The organism is Streptomyces sp. AA4 (assembly GCF_000158875.1).
GTDB lineage: Bacteria > Actinomycetota > Actinomycetes > Mycobacteriales > Pseudonocardiaceae > Amycolatopsis.
The window spans coordinates 1,450,071-1,467,582 of the sequence record NZ_GG657746.1; the positions used below are offsets into that span (position 1 = coordinate 1,450,071).

Annotated in this window: 14 protein-coding genes and 2 tRNA genes; 8 read left to right on the top strand and 8 right to left on the bottom strand. The window is 68.7% G+C overall.

Annotation, left to right across the window (positions count from 1 at the left end):
• The first annotated feature begins 147 nt into the window (after window positions 1–147).
• Window positions 148–918 (top strand): fumarylacetoacetate hydrolase family protein, encoded by a 771-nt coding sequence (locus tag SSMG_RS06825; protein ID WP_009074058.1) that lies wholly within the window; start codon window positions 148–150, stop codon window positions 916–918.
• A 1,328-nt stretch (window positions 919–2,246) separates the two neighbouring features.
• On the opposite strand, the gene SSMG_RS06830 is transcribed toward SSMG_RS06825, so the two are convergent.
• Complete coding sequence (locus SSMG_RS06830; RefSeq protein WP_037716719.1) at window positions 2,247–3,485, bottom strand: FAD-dependent oxidoreductase; 1,239 nt, start codon at window positions 3,483–3,485, stop codon at window positions 2,247–2,249.
• Between the two features lie 1,275 nt (window positions 3,486–4,760).
• Here SSMG_RS06830 and SSMG_RS42950 point away from each other — a divergent pair.
• From SSMG_RS42950 to SSMG_RS06845, 3 genes are all read left to right on the top strand, one after another.
• The gene (locus SSMG_RS42950) at window positions 4,761–5,660 is read left to right on the top strand and encodes an HAD family hydrolase (RefSeq protein WP_009074062.1); all 900 of its coding nucleotides are present in this window, start codon (window positions 4,761–4,763) and stop codon (window positions 5,658–5,660) included.
• Window positions 5,646–5,717 (top strand) — tRNA-Gln (locus tag SSMG_RS06840). The genes SSMG_RS42950 and SSMG_RS06840 overlap by 15 nt, the downstream gene beginning before the upstream one ends.
• 91 nt (window positions 5,718–5,808) lie before the next feature.
• A tRNA-Glu gene (locus tag SSMG_RS06845) sits at window positions 5,809–5,881 on the top strand.
• 71 nt (window positions 5,882–5,952) lie between these two features.
• Here SSMG_RS06845 and SSMG_RS06850 read toward each other — a convergent pair.
• On the bottom strand, window positions 5,953–6,996 hold the full coding sequence (locus SSMG_RS06850) for an FAD-dependent monooxygenase (protein ID WP_037712828.1): 1,044 nt from the start codon (window positions 6,994–6,996) through the stop codon (window positions 5,953–5,955).
• A gap of 87 nt (window positions 6,997–7,083) precedes the next feature.
• Between SSMG_RS06850 and SSMG_RS06855 the strand changes: the two genes are divergently transcribed.
• Window positions 7,084–7,572, top strand: coding sequence for a TetR family transcriptional regulator (locus tag SSMG_RS06855; protein WP_009074066.1), 489 nt, complete (start codon window positions 7,084–7,086; stop codon window positions 7,570–7,572).
• On the opposite strand, the gene SSMG_RS06860 is transcribed toward SSMG_RS06855, so the two are convergent.
• The 6 genes from SSMG_RS06860 to SSMG_RS06885 all read right to left on the bottom strand — a co-directional run bounded on the left by SSMG_RS06860 (window position 7,569) and on the right by SSMG_RS06885 (window position 14,539).
• Window positions 7,569–8,069 carry a MarR family winged helix-turn-helix transcriptional regulator gene (locus SSMG_RS06860; RefSeq protein WP_050788126.1) on the bottom strand — a complete coding sequence of 167 codons (501 nt, stop codon included), beginning with the start codon at window positions 8,067–8,069 and terminating at the stop codon, window positions 7,569–7,571. The genes SSMG_RS06855 and SSMG_RS06860 overlap by 4 nt on opposite strands.
• 154 nt (window positions 8,070–8,223) lie before the next feature.
• Window positions 8,224–9,132, bottom strand: a complete 909-nt coding sequence (locus SSMG_RS46680; protein WP_009074069.1) for a glycine betaine ABC transporter substrate-binding protein — start codon at window positions 9,130–9,132, stop codon at window positions 8,224–8,226.
• A gap of 33 nt (window positions 9,133–9,165) precedes the next feature.
• On the bottom strand, window positions 9,166–10,050 hold the full coding sequence (locus tag SSMG_RS46685; protein ID WP_009074071.1) for a proline/glycine betaine ABC transporter permease: 885 nt from the start codon (window positions 10,048–10,050) through the stop codon (window positions 9,166–9,168).
• Window positions 10,043–11,263 carry a glycine betaine/L-proline ABC transporter ATP-binding protein gene (locus tag SSMG_RS06875; protein WP_009074073.1) on the bottom strand — a complete coding sequence of 407 codons (1,221 nt, stop codon included), beginning with the start codon at window positions 11,261–11,263 and terminating at the stop codon, window positions 10,043–10,045. The genes SSMG_RS46685 and SSMG_RS06875 overlap by 8 nt, the downstream gene beginning before the upstream one ends.
• Window positions 11,264–11,977: 714 nt before the next feature.
• Entirely contained in the window at window positions 11,978–12,601 is a 624-nt protein-coding gene (locus SSMG_RS06880; RefSeq protein ID WP_009074075.1) for an HU family DNA-binding protein, read from the bottom strand.
• A gap of 1,236 nt (window positions 12,602–13,837) precedes the next feature.
• The gene (locus SSMG_RS06885; RefSeq protein ID WP_009074079.1) at window positions 13,838–14,539 is read right to left on the bottom strand and encodes an IclR family transcriptional regulator; all 702 of its coding nucleotides are present in this window, start codon (window positions 14,537–14,539) and stop codon (window positions 13,838–13,840) included.
• Between the two features lie 145 nt (window positions 14,540–14,684).
• Between SSMG_RS06885 and leuC the strand changes: the two genes are divergently transcribed.
• The 3 genes from leuC to SSMG_RS06900 form a co-directional block, all read left to right on the top strand.
• Window positions 14,685–16,109 (top strand): 3-isopropylmalate dehydratase large subunit, encoded by a 1,425-nt coding sequence (leuC, locus tag SSMG_RS06890; protein ID WP_009074081.1) that lies wholly within the window; start codon window positions 14,685–14,687, stop codon window positions 16,107–16,109.
• Window positions 16,110–16,131: 22 nt separating this feature from the next.
• Window positions 16,132–16,734 (top strand): 3-isopropylmalate dehydratase small subunit, encoded by a 603-nt coding sequence (gene leuD / locus SSMG_RS06895; protein ID WP_009074083.1) that lies wholly within the window; start codon window positions 16,132–16,134, stop codon window positions 16,732–16,734.
• Window positions 16,735–16,976: 242 nt separating this feature from the next.
• Window positions 16,977–17,512: HU family DNA-binding protein (locus tag SSMG_RS06900; protein WP_009074085.1), on the top strand; the 536-nt coding region annotated here is incomplete at its 3' end.

The window sequence follows — 17,512 nt, forward strand, 5'->3', positions numbered from 1 at the left end:
GCTGGCGTGAAGGGTCCTTTCGCGCCGGTGCGGTCGCGGCTGCTCATCCGCTGGTGCGAAGTGTCGTGTTCGCGTGGATTGGGCGAGGGGGACTCTCGCGCCCGCTCGGGGTGCGCGACTGTCGGTGCGGGTACGTAGACTGGTGCGGTGCGTCTAGCTCGTATTGCTCATCCCAGTGGTGTCGCGTTCGCTTCGATCGAGGGGGACGGCGACGATGCTCAGGTCCTGGAGATCGCGGAACACCCGTTCGGCCAGCCGAACTTCACCGGCAAGCGGTGGCCGCTGGCCGACGTCCGGCTGCTCGCGCCGATCCTGCCGTCGAAGGTGATCGCCGTCGGCCGGAACTACGCGAAGCACGCGGCGGAGTTCGGCAATGAGGTGCCGTCCGCGCCGATGCTGTTCATCAAGCCGTCCACGACGGTGGTCGGGCCGAACGCTCCGATCCGCCGTCCGTCGGACGTCGGGCGCGTCGATTTCGAGGGCGAACTCGCAGTCGTCATCGGACAGCCAGTGAAGAACGTGCCCGCGGCGCGCGCGGCCAGCGCGATCCTCGGCTACACGGTCGCCAACGACGTGAGCGCGCGTGACCTGCAAAAGTCTGACGGCCAGTGGGGCCGGGCGAAGGGGTTCGACACCTTCTGCCCGCTCGGTCCGTGGATCGAGACGTCGATCGACCCGTCCGACCTGGCGCTCCGCAGCGAGGTCGACGGCGAACTGAAGCAGGACGGCCGGACTTCGGACCTCGTGCACAAGGTGCCCGAACTGGTCGAGTTCGTGTCGCGCGTGATGACGCTCCTTCCCGGAGACGTGATCCTCACCGGCACGCCGGAGGGGGTCGGGCCGATCGTCGACGGGCAGTCGGTGTCCATCACGATCGACGGCATCGGGACGCTGACGAATCCGGTGCAGGACCTCTGAGCTGGCCGTCGCCGTTTTGCGGCGACGGTGGCTTGGTGGGGGTGGGTTCGGGCGTTGCCGTTTAGTGGCGAATCCCTGGTCGGGGGTTGTTTTCGGCCGTCGGGGTGAGGCCGGGGCGGTGGCTTGGGCTGTTGCTGGTTGGTGGCGAGCTGGCGGCTCGTGTCTGGGTTGGCGGGTAGGCGGGGCCGTTGCCGTTGAGCGGCGAGAGGTGCTTGCCGCTTGTGTGGTGGCTGTGGATGGCTCTTGCCGTTTATCGGCGAATGGTTGCTGGCGCTTTGGTCGGTGAGTCGGCGGCACCCTCGCCGGTTGGTGGCGAGAGAAGAGTCGGCAGCGCTGTCGCCGCTGGGCGGAGAGGGACGAGTCGTTGGTGCTGTCGCCGCTGGGTGGCGAAAGAAGGCTTGGCCTTCTTGTTGGCGAGCTGGCGATGCTGTTTGCCGCTTGGTGGCGAGAGGCGACTGGCGTCTGTGTTGGTGAGTTGACGGTGTCGTCGCTTGGTGGCGAAAGGTGATTGGTGTTCGCGTTGGTGAGCTGACGCTGCTGTCGCCGCTTAGTGGCGAGAAGCGAGTTGTCCTGGCGTTGGTAAGCCGTGGCTGCCGTTGCCGTTGAGTGGCGAGAAGTGATTGCAGCTTGGGTTGGCTGCGGATGGCTGTTGTCGTTAAGTGGCGACAGGGGTTTGCGGCTTGGGCGCGATGGCAGGGTGACTGTCGCCGTTGAGCGGCGACAGCTGATTGCCGCTTGGGTGGGTGACAGCGGTGGCTGTTGCCGTTGAGTGGCGAATGGTTTTGAGGCTCGTTTGGTGAGCGGTCGGTGCCGTTGCCGCGGAGTGGCGCGTGGGCGGCTGGGCGACTGGTGGTTGGGCTGGTCGGTGTTGTTGCCGGTCGGTGGCGAGGGGCTCGCTGGTGGGCGGTTGGCGAGCTGGTCGTGTTGCCGTTCAGCGGCGAATGAATGAGTTCCGTTTAGCTGTGCATCGATGCTGCGGAGTGTGCTGGTCGGGTACTGCGAAGGTGCTCGACGGAAGTGATCCTTGGCGTGCCGGTGAAGGGCTAGAGCGTTTGGGTGCCCGGGTGCTGAGCGGTCGGGAGTTTTGCCGTTCAGTGGCGAGGGGCGTCGGCCGCTGGATGAGCGGTTCGCGTGGGGGAGGAGCTGGCTTGCGGTTGCCGTTTAGCGGCGAGGCGGCTGTGTCGGTGGTCTATGGAGCGGTGCCGAGGAGGCGAGGACGCGTCGGCATTGTTGTGGCCGACCGGCGGGTGTTTGCCAGTGGGCGACGGGCGAGCGTTGGGTGGGTTCGGGGGCTGGCGTTGCCGGGTGGTGGCTGACCTGGGGGTGGGTTAGCGGGTGGCCGGTTCTGCTGGGCGGCGGGCGAAGGCGGGGGCGGATTCGCGGCGGATGCCTACGCCGATGAGGTAGGCCGGGACGCGGGCGAGGCTCGGGAAGCGCTTGAGCAGGGCGATCAATTGAGGCGGCGGACCGTCGGCGTGGCCGGTCATTACTGGGCCCATTACTCGGCGGTGGAGAAGACGCTGCAGGCCCTGGACGGCGACGGTCGGCAGGAGGCGACGGCGGCGGACTGCGGTGAGGTCCTGTTCGGTCGGCTTGCCGCGGAGGAGCGGGTCGGCCAGTAGCCTCGCGGCGGCGACGGCGTCTTGTACTGCCAGGTTGATTCCGACGCCGCCGACTGGGGACATCGCGTGGGCGGCGTCTCCGATGCACAGCAGGCCGTCGACGTGCCAGCGGTGCAGGCGGTTGAGACGGACGTTGAGGAACTTGACGTCGTCCATCGACTTCAGTTCGTGGACGCGGTCGGCGAATTCCGGGCAGACCTCGGTGACGTCGCGGCGGAAGCTTTCGATGCCGGCGGCGTTCAGGTCTTTGCCTTTCGGCGTGAGGTAGGCGATCTGGTAGTAGCCCTTGCGCGGCAACGGCACCGCGAAGCGGTGGTTGCGCATCCTCGGCACCAGGGAGGCTTCCTGTTCTTCGGGCTTGCGGGAGAGACGGAACCACCAAGCGTCGAACGGGGTGTAGTACTCGCGCGGGGTCAGGCCGGCCGAGCGGCGGGCCAGGGACCAGCGGCCGTCGGCGGCGATGACCAGGTTTGCGTTGAGTTCGCCTTCGGCGCCGTTCGCGGTGCGGTAGCGGACACCGGTGACTTTGCGGCCTGAGCGGAGGAGGCCGGTCATTTCGGTTTCCATGCGGAGGGTGAAGGTCGGTTCCTTCTGCGCTGTTTCGGCGAGCAGGTCCAGGAAATCCCATTGGGGGACCATCGCTACGTAGGGGCGGGGGACGTGCAGCAACGACATGTCGGCGAGGGTCAGCGAGCCGCCGTCCGGGGTCGGGAGTCCGACTGCGGTCACCTTGGTGTGCGGCAGGGCTTCGAACTTTTCGCCGAGACCCAGTTCGTCCAGGAGCCTGAGGGTGGACGGGTGGACGGTGTCGCCGCGGAAATCGCGGAGGAAGTCCGCGTGCTTTTCCAGGACGGTCACTTCCACGCCCGCTCGGGCCAGGAGCAAGCCCGCCACCATGCCTGCTGGTCCGCCGCCGACGATGACGCAGCCCGTGTGCTCGGTCATCTTCCCCACCCCTTATTCATCGGCTGTTGAATAACAGTGAGGATGCACCTCGGGCGGAGGGTGCGTCAAGTCGGCCGATGGGGTGGTGGGTTCTTTGCCGACAGAGCGGGGGCGGAAGGGGATGCGGCGGGAGAGCGATGTGGGGCAGGCGACTGGCAAGTGGTCCAAGGGGCGGTGGGCAGCAGTGGAGCGGGCAGGCGGGTGCGGCGGAAGAAGCGGGCGAGTGAGGCGGGGCGGGGAAGGGGGTGCGGCGGGAGAGCGATGTGGGGCACAGGGGACTGGCAAGTGGCCCAAGGGGTGGGTGGCAGTAGTGGAGCGGGCAGGCGGGTGCGGCGGGCGGAAGCGGATGAGCGAGGCGGGTGCGGCGGGCGGAAGCGGATGAGCGAGGCGGGTGCTGTGGGACGAAGCGGACGAGTGAGGCGGGTGCGGCGGGCGGAAGCGGATGAGCGAGGCGGGTGCTGTGGGACGAAGCGGACGAGTGAGGCGGGTGCGGCGGGCAGAAGCGGACGAGCGAGGGGGCGTGGAAAAGGAAGGGGCAGGGGAGGGCATGGGAAGAAAAGGTGGTGCGGCGGAACGGGAAGCCGCGGAAGCGGGCAGGGAAAGGTCGGAAAGGGTGGGTGAGGCGTGAACAGAAGGGAAGGGCCCCGAGTGGGGTTTCTCCGGAGGAGACGTACAGCGACGGCGGCTCATGAGGCGGTTACCCGCGCACGATCCTGGCGGGGATTGGCGAGCGCGGCCGCCGTCGGGAAGAAGTGGAAAGAGCGGCTGGCTGGTGCGGACAGCGGAGTTGATGTTGCCTCGCCGGGACCAGAATGTGGGGAGTTTGCGTAATGGCGCGTGGTTCACGTATGTGGATCTCGGGCGGGGATGACCGGACGCCGCCGTCCGGTCGGAAACTGCGGTGAGTGGCGGCATTTTCCGGAAAAGGATTTCGGGCGGTTAGTTCGGCCGCGGAACTTATGCGTGGTTGATGTTGCTTGAGGACGGTCCGAACAGAGGGCCACAGGCGGGAAAGGGTTGTGGCGAAAGGGGTTTCTCGACGGCCGCGCGAGGGGACGGCAGCACGCGCCTCGGAGAAGATCGTTCGGAATTGGCAAGTTTTCGCGGCGAGCGTGGAGTAAGCGTCTTTCACCCGCTCGGCCCTCTGGGGCGGTGGTGAACGTCACGGGGCGGACACTTTGTGCACCGGCAGTAGAGCCGGTCAGCGGCAAGGGGCTCGGGGTAATCACCTTTTTGGCCGCGTTGCGAACGCGGCGCGTGCCCTAGCCTCACGGGGTGGATTTCGCCCCGGCCGCTCTGTCGCGTGCTCGTACTGCCCCGCCGGCCGCTGCCGGTCGTGAACCGTGGGCGCCTCCTGAGCTGAGCCTGGTCTGTCTCGACATCGACGACACGTTGATCGACTGCACCGCCGCGATCCGCCGTACCTTGCATGCGCTCACCGGGCGCGACGATCTTTGGCCGTTGTGGGATTTGATCACCGAGGAGCACGTCGCGCTGGTCGTCGCCGGGAAGCTGGGCTACGACGTGATGCATCACCGGCGCACCGAATGTTTCCTCGCCGAGTTGGGGATCTCCGCGGACTCCGCGCAAGTGAGCGCGTTCGAGGCGCGCCGGCTGGAGATTTTGGCGCGGTCCTGGCGGTTATTCGACGACGTTCTTCCTTGTCTGGAATGGCTGCGCGCCGCGGGGCTGCACCTGGCCGCCGTGACGAACGCCTCAGGGGTTCATCAGCGGCGGAAAATCGCGGAGCTCGGGCTCGCGCCGTTTTTCGACCACGTCGCGATCGCGGGCGAGGTCGGGGTCGCGAAACCCGATCCGGTGATGTTCCACTCGGTCTGCCTGGCGCTGGAGTGCCCGCCGGAGCGCACGGTGCACGTCGGGGACAAGCTCGACACCGACGCGATCGGCGCGTTCGACGCCGGGCTCGGCGCGGTCTGGCTCGACCGCGACGGGACCAGCCGCACCGGCGAGCGGGCTCCGGACGGGGTGCACACCGTGTCCGGGCTCGACGAGCTTCCTGAGCTGCTGGTTTCGGAGTACGCGACGGTCGGCGTGCCCGCCCCGCGCGCGGCGGGGACCCCGCTGCGACGGTCCGCGGCGGGATGTTCTAGTATTTCTTCTCGTGCGGCACTGACCTGGGCAACCGGGAAAGTACCTCACTGGGGTATGGTGTAATTGGCAGCACGACTGGTTCTGGTCCAGTTAGTCTAGGTTCGAGTCCTGGTACCCCAGCTGCAGAGAGGACCCCCTCTCGGAAGTGCGAAAATCGCTTCTGGTAAGTTCTCTCTCGCAAGAAAAGCCCCGGAAACGGGGAAGTTCCTAAGCCCCCGTCGTCTAGCGGCCTAGGACGCCGGCCTCTCACGCCGGTAGCGTGGGTTCGAATCCCATCGGGGGTACAGCCAGCCCGGTTGATCAGCAAAGATCAACCGGGCTTTGTTGTATGTGCCGTCGAAAGCGCGGAAAAGGATCAATCCCGCCCGCCGAACAACGCGGCTGCCGAGCGGCCATTCGCCTGGTTTTCCGTCACATACGGCCGGAGTTCGGCTTCGTACCCGGCGAAAGCCTCCGGATAGGCCGAGGCGGCCAGATGGCGGGCCAGCGAACGAGCGCCGAGCAAGGCCTGTGAAGTTCCCATGCCCGCGGTGGGGGCGGCGCAGTACCCGGCGTCGCCCACCAGGGCGATCCGGCCGGTCGACCAGCGGTTCAGGTGCACCTGCGTGCTCGAGCTGAAGTAGAAGTCCGAAGCCTCCGACATCGCCTCCAGCAGGCGAGGCGTGTGCCAAGCGTCACCGGCGAAAGCGGCGCGCGTCGCGGATTCCTGTTCGACGCGGGGAAGGCGGTCCAGGACGCCCGAGGTCGTTCCGAAGGACAGGCTCACGGTGAGACGGTCCGCGTCCGCTGAGTTGAACAGGTAGATCGCCGTGTGGCCAGAGGTGCGGAGGAGGCCGCTGTGGTCCAGGCCCAGGAAGTTCGGCATGGTGAAGCCCGCGCCGGAGAGGCCTAGGTGCTGCAGCACCGCTGAGTGCGGGGCGAATGCTAGCTGGCGGACCTTCGAGTACACGCCGTCCGCGCCGAAAACCAGGTCGTAAGTCTCGGTGGAGCCGTCGGTCAGTTCGGCGGTCACGGCGGCCTCAGTTTGCGACAGCGACGCGATCGACGTGCCGAAGCGGTACTCGACATGATCGACAGTCAGGCCGTACAGCAGCTCGTTCAGGACGTGCTTTGGCACCTCCAGCTCGCCCGCGAAAGCTTCGGCGGGCAGCAGATCGACCTGGACGCCGTCGCGATCGACGACGGCGGTTCCGGTCATCTTCGTGTCGTGCTGGCGGACGTCGTCGAGAATGCCCAGCTCAGACAGGGCATCGAAGGCGGCACCGCGGAAATCCACGGCGTAACCGGTGTGCCGGAGGGCGGGGGCGCGTTCGACGATCGTGCCGCGGTGGCCGGAGCGGGTGAGGAGTTCGGCGAGGGTGACACCGGCCACGCCAGCACCGGAGATCAAGACGTTCATGGGACAGGACCGTAGCCCGGTTTTGTCCATTTGGTCAAACCATTTGGATAAACCATCTGGGCAAGACGTGGGCTAGGCTGTGCGGCCATGGGCAATCGCGAGGATCTGCTGGCCGGGGCGAAGCGCTGCTTGATCGAGCTGGGCTGGGGCAACACGACGGTGCGCGACATCGCGGCCGCGGCGGGGGTCAGTCACGCGGCGATCGGCTACCACTTCGGGTCGCGGGACGCGTTGCTGACGCAGGCGCTGGTCGCGGCGGTCGACGAACTGGGCGGCCAGGTCGCGGATTCGTCGTTCGACCTGTCCGAACAGGGGCTGAAGCGGCTGATCGACAGCTTCGGCGAGCACCGGGCGTTGTGGGTCGCGCAGCTCGAGGCGCTCGTGCAGGCGGAGCGGTCAGCGGACGTGCGGCAGCATCTCGTGCAGGGGTTGCGCGAGGCGCGGGCCGGGGTCGGCGGGGCGGTGCAGAGCGCGCTGGTGATCGGGCTGATGGTGCAGTGGCTGCTCGACCCGCAGGAGGCCCCGTCGGCGAAAGAAGTGGCCGACGGGATTCGCGCGGTGGCGGCGGAAAGCTAGACCCACACGGCGTCGGCCGGGTTTCCGGCAGGCGGTTCGCCGCCCGCTTCGGCGAACGCGGTCAGCGCGTCGACCAGGCCGCGGCGGGCCGATTCGGGCATTTTCTCCACCACGGCGGCGATTTCGCGACGGCGCCGCTGGGTGACGACGCGGACGATTCGGTCGCCTTCCCGGGTGAGTTCGATGACGACCTCGCGCCGGGACGAAGGATTGCCCAATCGGGCGACCAGCGCGACGGCGACCAGGCGGTCGATCATCCGGCTCGCGGTGGACGGCGTGACGCCGAGATGTTCGGCGAGCGCGGCCTGTTTCAGCGGGCCGCGGGAATGCAGCACCACCAGGAGCCGGAATTGCGGCATCGTGATGAGGTCGCCCACGGAGGCGATGGACCGCGCGGACACCGCGACGAGCAGCCGGGAAGCAGTGAGCACGGCTTCGGTCACCGCGTCGACGTCGTCGGGTACGTCGGTGCGGGCAGAGATCGGCGCGCGAGACATGTGCCCAGTGTGCCGCATCGCGCGGCGGATTCCGCTCGATAACCGTGCTGGGCAACGAATCAGGGGGAATCCGGCCACTTCAACCGCCCCGTCGCGGAAAAAGAAACGACCCCGCCGTCCCGGCGAACGGGAGGCGGGGTCGTGCGGCACCGCGTCAGAGACCGGCGAAAGCCTGGTCCACGAACTGCTTGTGCTGATCCGCCCACTGCTTGGCGGCGGCCTTTTCCTGGCCCTTCGGGGCCTTCTGGATCGCGTCCTCGAGCGAACCGAGGTCCGCGTCCGACATCTTCAGCTTCTTGGCCACGCCGGCGAGCGCCGGGAAGTCCTTCTCGAAGCCCTTGCGGCCGAGCGCGTGGATCTGCTCGCCCTTGCCCATCGCGCCCTTCGGGTCCTTCAGATCCTTGAGCTGGTAGCGCGAGTACGCCCAGTGCGGGTGCCACAGCGTCACGACGATCGGCTTCTTCGCCTTGATCGAGCTGTCGAGCGCGGCCAGCATCGCGGTGGTCGACGAGTTCTGCAGGGTCATCGCGCCGTCGAGGCCGTACTGCGGGATGGCGTCCTTCTGCACGATGCCGGTCTCGCCCGCGCTCGCCTCGATGCCGGTGATCTTGCCGCCGAACATGCTCGCCTTGTCCTTGAGGTCGGCGATGCTGTTCACGTCGCTCACGTAGTCGGGCACGGCGAGGTTCAGAGTCGCGTTGTCGTACCAGACGCCGAGGTCTTCGAGCTGGTTCTGGTACTGGTCCCAGTACTGCTTGTGCGTCGCGGGCAGCCACGAGTCGAGGAACAGGTCGACGTCGCCCTTCGCGAGCCCGGCGTAGATCGGGCCGACGTCGAGCATCTGCGTCTTGACCTTGTACCCCTTTTCCTCCAGCACCGCTTGGTACAGGCTGGTGAGGGCGACGTCCTCGTCCCAGTTGATGTAGCCGATGGTGACGCTCTTGGCTTCCTGGCTGTTGCCCGACTGGGACTCCCGCCCGCCGCACGCCGCGGTGAGGCCGACCAGGGCCGTCACGGCGGCGCCCACGGCGAGGATCCGGCTGAGCCGTTTCGAAGTGCGCACTCGTTCGTCCTTTCTCGTTGCGGTGGAGGTGGATCAGGCCGCGTCGGCCCGGCGGAGGGCGCGGCCCACCGCGGAGCGCGCCCCGAGCGCGGAAGTGAGCCGGTCGAGATAAATGGCCAGCACGACAACGCCGAGACCGGCGTTGAAACCCAGGTCCAGTTTCAGGCTCGTGACCGCGGCGTACACCTCGGCGCCGAGTCCGGGCGCGCCGACCATGCCGGAGATCACGACCATGGACAGCGACAGCATGATGATCTGGTTGATGCCGGCCATGATCGACGGCATCGCGAGCGGGATCTGGATCTCCCGCAGGATCCGCCGCGGCGGCGAGCCGAACGCCTCGCCCGCCTCGACCATTTCCGGGTCGACCTGGCGGATGCCGAGTTCGGTCAGCCGCACGCCCGGCGGCAGCGAGAACACGACGGTCGCCACCACGCCCGGCACCGGGCCGATCGAGAAGAAGAAAATGACCGGGATCAGGTAGACGAACGCGGGCAGCGTCTGCATGAAGTCCAGCACCGGCCGCACGATCCGGCTCACCGTTTCGTTGCGCGCGGCCGCGATCCCGACCGGCACCGCGATCGCCACCGCGACCACGCCGGAAATCAGCACCTGCGACAACGTCTGCATCGCGGACGGGAATTCGCGCAGGCTGTCGATGAGCGCGAACCCGATCGCCGAGCCGAGGCCGAACTTCCAGCCGCGCAGCCACCAGCCGAGCCCGGCGAACACCACGACCAGCACCGGCCACGGCAGCCAGGTCAGTCCCGCGGTGAGGCCGTCGACCGCGCCGTTGACGATCTTGTCGACGAAATCGAAGAACGGGCCGATGTTGCCCTGCAGCCAGTCGATGACCGCCTTGAACCAGGAGCCGACGGGAATCTGCGGCAGGTCGCCGACGAGGACGTTGTCAGCCACGGGCGTTCGCCTCCTGCTCGTCGTTTTCGCCGATGCTCAACGCGTTCAGCAGCGCCTCGCGGGTCACCGCGCCGAGCAGCGCCCCGTCGGCGCCGACCACCGCGAGCGGCGCGGGAGCGGAAGCGGCGTGGCCGAACAGTTCGGCCATCTGGGTTTCCGGGCCGGTGCGCGCGGCGGACCGGTCGACGAGTGCGGCGATCGTTGCCGTGTCAGCGGCCTCGCTCACTGCGCGCCGGTCGACCGCGCCGGCGAACTTGCCGTCCTCGGTCACCAGCACGCCGGAGAGTTCGTTCCGGCGCATCGTTTCCCGCGCTTCGGCGACCGTGGTGGCCGGGGTGAAGGTGATTTCCGCGGGCGCCATCACGGCGGACGCGGTGAGCACCCGGCTGCGGTCTACGTCGCGCACGAACCTCGCGACGTACTCGTCGGCCGGCGCGGTGAGCATTTCCTGCGCGGTCGAAACCTGGACGATCCGGCCGTCGCGCATCATCGCGATCCGGTCGCCGAGGCGCATCGCCTCGTTGAGGTCGTGCGTGATGAACACGATCGTTTTGCCCAGCTGCCGCTGCAGGATCAGGAGCTGGTCCTGCATCTCCTTGCGGATCAACGGGTCCAGCGCGCTGAACGCCTCGTCCATCAGCAGGATCTCGGTGTCCGCGGCCAGCGCGCGGGCGAGGCCGACGCGCTGGCGCATCCCGCCGGAAAGCTGACCGGGCAACCGGTCCTCCCATCCGGTGAGGCCGACCATCTCCAGCGCTTCGGCGGTGCGTTCGCGCTGCCGTTCGCGCGCCGCGTTCTGCACGCTCAGGCCGTAGGCGACGTTCTCCGCGACCGTGCGGTGCGGGAACAGCGCGAAGTGCTGGAACACCATGCTCATCCGCCGCTGGCGCAGCTCGCGCACCTGTCCCGCGGACTTGTCGGTGAGGTCGATGTCGTCCACCAGCACCCGGCCGGAGGTGGCCGGGAGCAACCCGTTCAGGGTGCGCAGCAGGGTCGACTTGCCCGAACCGGACAGGCCCATCACCACGAAAATTTCGCCGCGCTCCACGGTGAAAGAGGCGTCGATCACGGCCGCGGTCACGCCGGGCAGGTCCAGTTCGGCGCGGTCGGCGCCGTTCTCCAGCTTGCCGACCGCTTCTTCCGCCCGGCGGCCGAACACTTTGTACAGCTTCTCCACACGAACTATCGGCACAGTCGTCTCATGTTCTCGCATTCGGGGTCCTTTGCCGGGCGACATGATTGCATAGCCCAACACTGATCGGAGCCGATCGCGCGACCGGTTCACCGATGACGGCCGGTTTTCGTGGCCCGGCACCCACTTTCGCCGGCGCGGTGCGCGCGCTCGCGAGACACCGGTGCGGCAGCGGGGAAAAGACGGTGTGCGCTGGCGAAACCAGTCCGGATTCGACTGTTCGCCCGACTGGATTACCCGCGGGCGCCGTGCGTGGTTGTCACGTTCGCATAACAACCCGAAAGTCTGTTGTGGACCTTGCGCGGCCTGGGTGACCGCGGACACCTGACGGCCACGCATGGCGCCGGGCCGGACACGGCAAGGAAACCCCGCGGCGGGCGTTCGCACTTGCTTGGGGGAACAGGTGATCGACTGGAGACGGCGGCGAGATGGCCGATGTGATCGGGAAAACGCGTGAGGCTTCGCTCGATTTCCTTCGCGCTGCGCGGATGCGGTCCGGCGGGGACAATGCCCGCCGCTGACGCTCGGGCGACGGCTTCGCGGGGCGCGGCATCCGGACGGGCAAGCGCGCCAACGGATCTCGGCGGCGCTCCGCTGCCGCTTCGGAATCGGCGGGCGCCCGCGGCGGATGCCGGACAGTGCGCGCGGAGCGGGGAACAAGGGCAGAGATGCGACAAGCCCCGCCCGGGGAGAAGCCGGGCGGGGCTTGTCGTCAGGTTCCGAACAGAACCGGAGTTACTTCTTCTTCGCGGCCGAGGTGCGCTTGGCCGGAGCCTTCTTCGCGGCCGCCGTGGTCTTCTTGGCGGCCGGCTTGGCGGCGGCCTTCGCCCGCGTGGTGGTGGCCTTCGGAGCCGCCTTGGCCGCGGTGGCCTTGGTGGCGGTCGCCTTGGCGCGGGTGGTGGTGGCCTTCGCGGCGGCGGCCTTGGCGGGAGCCTTGGCCGCGGTGGCGCGGGTGCGGGTGGCGGCCGGCTTGGCGGCGGTGGCCTTGGCGCGAGTGGTGGTCGTCGCCGTGGCGCGGGTGGCGGTCGCCTTCGCGGTGCTGGCGGTCGCCCGCTTCACGGCAGTCGCCTTCGGCAGCTTCTTGGTGCCGGAGATGACGTCCTTGAACGTGGTGCCCGCGCGGAACGCCGGAACGTTGGTCTTCTTGACCCGCACGGCTTCGCCGGTGCGCGGGTTGCGCGCGGTGCGGGCGGCACGAGCGCGCTTTTCGAAGACGCCGAAGCCGGTGATGGTGACCTTTTCGCCCTTGTGGACGGTGCGGATGATGATGTCGACGAGACCGTCGACGGCTTCCGCGGCTGCCTTCTTGTCGCCGATGCGCTCCGACAGAGCTTCGATCAGCTGGGCCTTGTTGGCCATTCCAGTTCCTCCAACCAGAACTTGTTTTATACGGCCATACAGGCCGAACGCAGTCATTATCACCCATAGACTTCGCAAGTCCAATCGGGACCTGCCTTTTTCGTTGCCGTGTCGGGTAACCGGAGACCGCGCGAGAGGGCGGCGGCGCCGGATTCTTTCACTGGCCGGAAGACCCGCGAGAGTGCTTGCGGCACCGGCAAAGTCGCATGTAGACACCCGCTGTCCTGCGGTTTTGCCTTTTCTTGAGGTTCGACGGCGGGGTCGCGCGCGGCCGCTCGGACGATCTCCGGCGGGGCCGGACGGTCTACTGAGGACGATCGAAAACCGGGCGAAAAACGCTGCCTCGCACGGGCGTGGCGGGACGCGGTCCGGGGTGGGGGCGCGGTCGGCGAGGGAGCTTGGCGGTGCGGAGGCGGGGTGGCCGGGTTCGCGTTCGAGGGCGCCGGGCGCGGTGGCGCCGGAGGAATCGCGTGCCGGGGCGGAAACGTTCGCGGTGCCGGATTCGCGGTGGGGGTCGGCTGGCGGGCGGATCGGTTCCCGAGCGTGCGTTGGGGGAGCGGCCGACGCGATCGATCGGATGGGGCCGCTGCCGCGGCGGCTGTGTCAGGGGAATCGCGCACGGGGGGCGGAAACGCTCGGCGCGCTTTGGGCTCCGTCCCGTCGGGGTGCTTTGAGAGGAGCGCGTTCGTCGGGGGCCGGGGTGCGACAGGGGCTGCTGGAGTGCGGCAGTGGTGAGGGGTGGCCGCTCGTCGGGTGTCGAAGCGTTCGCGGTGCCGGGGCTCTTGTCCGGTGGCGCTTTGGCCCGCTCGCGTCGGGGTGCGTCGAGCGGAGTGGGTTCGTCGGGGGGGTGCGGTGCGAGGGGGAGCGTTGCTGGAGTGGGGCAGTGGCGAGGGGGTGGCGGCTCGTCGGGTGTCGAAGCGTTCGCGGTGCCGGGGCTCTTGTCCGGCGGTGCTTTGGCCGACTCGCGTCGGGGTGCTTCGAGGGGTGTGGGTTCGTCGGGGGGGACGGGGTGCGACAGGGGCTGCTGGAGTGCGGCAGCGGTGAGGGGCGGCCGCTCGTTGGGCGTCGAAGCGTTCGCGGTGCCGGGGCTCTTGTCCGGCGGTGCTTTGGCCCACTCGAGGAGGGGCGCTTCATTCGGCTCCCGCGGCGGGGACGGACGAAGCGGCACGAAAAAGGCCGCTTCCCGCCGGGGTGGCGGGAAGCGGCCTGGGGTTGGCGCGTGGTGGGAGCCGGGCGTCAGAGGCGTTCCTGGAGCGCGTCGGCGGCGGCGAGGAGATCCGCCGCCCACCGGGCGCCGGGCTTGCGCCCTATGCGTTCGATCGGGCCGGACACCGACACCGCGGCCACGACGGTGCCGGAGGAATCGCGCACCGGGGCCGAAACGCTCGCGACGCCCGGTTCGCGTTCGGCGACGCTTTGCGCCCAGCCGCGGCGGCGCACCTCGAGCAGAGTGCGTTCGCCGTAGACCGCGTCGGCGAGGATCGTCCGCTGCGTGTGCGGATCCGACCACGCGGCAAGGACCTTCGCGCCCGAGCCGGCCGTCATCGGCAGGCGCGAACCGATCGGAACCGTGTCGCGCAAACCGCTCGGCGGTTCCGCGGTCGAAACGCACACGCGCTGCACGCCGTCGCGCCGGTAAAGCTGAACGCTTTCGCCGGTGATGTCGCGAAGCTTCGGCAGCACCGAACTCGCCGCGTCGAGCAACGGGTCGGTCGAACCGCCCGCGAGTTCGGCGAGCGCGGTGCCCGGCCGCCAGCGCCCGTCCGGCCCTCGCCGCAACAGGCGATGCACTTCGAGCCCGACCGCGAGCCGGTGCGCGGTCGCGCGAGGAAGCCCGGTGCGCGTGCACAGTTCCGCCAGCCCGCACGGGTCCTCGGCGACGGCCTGCAGCACGGCCACGGCTTTGTCCAGTACTCCGATACCGCTATGCTGTCCCACGACGCGATACTATCTTCCCGCAGTGTGGGAAGTCCAGAATCTGGGAAAAACGAAACCCGGAGCCGCGGACAGCCGCGGCTGCCCCCTCCTCACCGGCATCGTCCGGGTTCCGTGCTCCCGGCCGATCCCGAGGAAGGAGCCGGAGATGACCAGCCCCACCGGCAAGGCTCGTACGCTGGCGGAGAAGGTGTGGGACAGCCACCTCGTGCGCCGAGGCGAAGGCGCCGAACCGGATCTGCTCTACATCGACCTCCACCTGGTGCACGAAGTGACCAGCCCGCAGGCGTTCGACGGACTGCGGCTGGCCGGGCGGAAGGTGCGCCGCCCCGACCTCACCATCGCCACCGAGGACCACAACGTCCCCACGGTGGACATCGACCTGCCGATCGCCGACCCGGTGTCGCGCACGCAGGTCGACACGCTTCGCCGCAACTGCAAGGAGTTCGGCGTCCGGCTGCACCCGATGGGCGACGCCGAACAGGGCATCGTGCACGTGATCGGACCGCAGCTCGGCCTGACCCAGCCCGGCACCACCGTGGTGTGCGGCGACAGTCACACCTCGACGCACGGCGCGTTCGGCGCGATGGCCTTCGGCATCGGCACCTCCGAGGTCGAGCACGTGCTCGCCACCCAGACGCTGCCGCTGCGGCCGTTCAAGACGATGGCGATCAACGTCGACGGCACGCTGCAGCCGGGCGTCACCGCCAAGGACGTGATCCTCGCCGTGATCGCCAAAATCGGCACCGGCGGCGGACAGGGCTACGTCCTCGAGTACCGCGGCAAGGCCATCGAAGAGCTGTCGATGGAAGCCCGGATGACCATCTGCAACATGTCGATCGAGGCGGGCGCGCGGGCAGGCATGATCGCGCCGGACGAGACGACCTTCGAGTACCTGAAGGGCCGTCCGCACGCGCCGAAGGGCGAGGAGTGGGACGCCGCCGTCGCCGCCTGGCGCGAGCTGCGCACCGACGAGGGCGCGGAATTCGACGCCGAGGTCCACCTCGACGCGGACCAGCTGACGCCGTTCGTGACGTGGGGCACCAACCCCGGACAGGGCCTGCCGCTGGGCGAATCGGTGCCGGACCCGGCCGAGATCCCGGACGACAACGCGCGCTTCGCCGCCGAGAAGGCGCTGTCCTATATGGATCTGAAGCCGGGCACCCCGCTGCGCGAGATCGCGGTCGACACCGTGTTCCTCGGCTCCTGCACCAACGGCCGGATCGAGGACCTGCGCGCGGCGGCCGAGGTGCTGCGCGGGCGCAAGGTGGCCGATTCGGTCCGGATGCTCGTGGTGCCCGGTTCGATGCGGGTGCGCAAGGCCGCCGAGGAAGAGGGCCTGGACAAGATCTTCGCCGAGGCGGGAGCCGAATGGCGGCAGGCCGGTTGCTCCATGTGTCTCGGGATGAACCCGGACCAGCTCGCCCCCGGCGAGCGCAGTGCGTCCACCTCCAACCGCAACTTCGAGGGACGGCAGGGCAAGGGCGGGCGCACGCACCTGGTCTCGCCGCTCGTGGCCGCCGCCACCGCCGTGCGCGGGACGCTGTCCTCGCCCGCCGACCTGACTGCCTGACCTCCGGAGAGGAGCCACCACCATGGAACCGTTCACCCAGCACACCGGGATCGGGGTCCCGCTGCGCCGGTCCAACGTGGACACTGACCAGATCATCCCGGCCGTCTACCTCAAGCGCGTGACCCGCACCGGATTCGAGGACGGGCTGTTCGCCGCCTGGCGCGCGCAGGAGGACTTCATCCTGAATCAGGAACCGTTCAAGAACGGCTCCGTGCTCGTCGCCGGGCCGGACTTCGGCACCGGTTCGTCGCGCGAGCACGCCGTGTGGGCGTTGCTGGACTACGGCTTCCGGGTCGTCATCTCGTCCCGTTTCGCCGACATCTTCCGCGGCAACTCCGGCAAGGGCGGCCTCGTCGCCGCGCAGTGCGAGCAGTCGGACGTCGAACTGCTCTGGAAGCTGCTGGAGAACGAGCCCGGCACCGAGGTGTCGGTGGACCTCGAAGCCAAGACCGTGCGGGCCAAGGACTTCACCGCGCCCTTCCAGATCGACGACTACGTCCGCTGGCGGCTGCTCGAAGGGCTCGACGACATCGCGCTGACCCTGCGCCACGCGGGGGACATCGACGCGTTCGAGGCACAGCGGCCTTCGTGGAAGCCCGCGACGCTGCCCGCCGCGACCTCCTGACCTGCGCCGCCGGGCGCGGATTCCCTGCTCGGAAAGGGAATCCGCCCCCGGCGGGCCCCCTCTTCGCCCACGCCAAACGGAGCCTCCCGGACCCGGAAACGGGTCCTTCGGGAGGGCGGAACCGTTCCCGCCGCAAGGGAAAATTTCGCGTGCCGTTTGGAATTTGTGCTGTCTTGGTAATACCGTGTGCGTTAGCCGGCCGACCTGGCCGTGGACGAAGAGTTCTTCTTGGAGGGACTGGAATGGCCAACAAGGCCCAGCTGATCGAGGCGCTGTCGGAGCGTCTGGGCGACAAAAAGGTTGCTTCGGAGGCCGTCGACGGTCTCGTCGACATCATCATCCGGACGGTCAACAAGGGCGAAAAGGTGAACATCACCGGCTTCGGGGTGTTCGAGAAGCGCGCTCGTGCCGCCCGCACCGCGCGCAACCCGCGCACCGGCGAAGCCGTGCGAGTGAAGAAGACGAACGTTCCGGCGTTCCGCGCGGGCACCACGTTCAAGGACGTGATTTCCGGTTCGAAGAAGCTGCCGAAGGCCACGGCGGCGAAGCGGGCCACCGGCACCACCGCGCGCGCCACCACCACCCGCGCCGCCTCGGCGACCGCCACGCGCAGCACCCGTGCCACCGCGGCGAAGCCCGCCGCCACGCGCACCCGCGCCACCGCGGCCAAGGCTCCCGCCAAGGCCACCGCGGCCAAGACGACGACGCGCGCCACGGCCGCGAAGTCGACCACCACCCGCGCGAAGGCGGCCCCGAAGGCCACCACCACGCGGGCGAA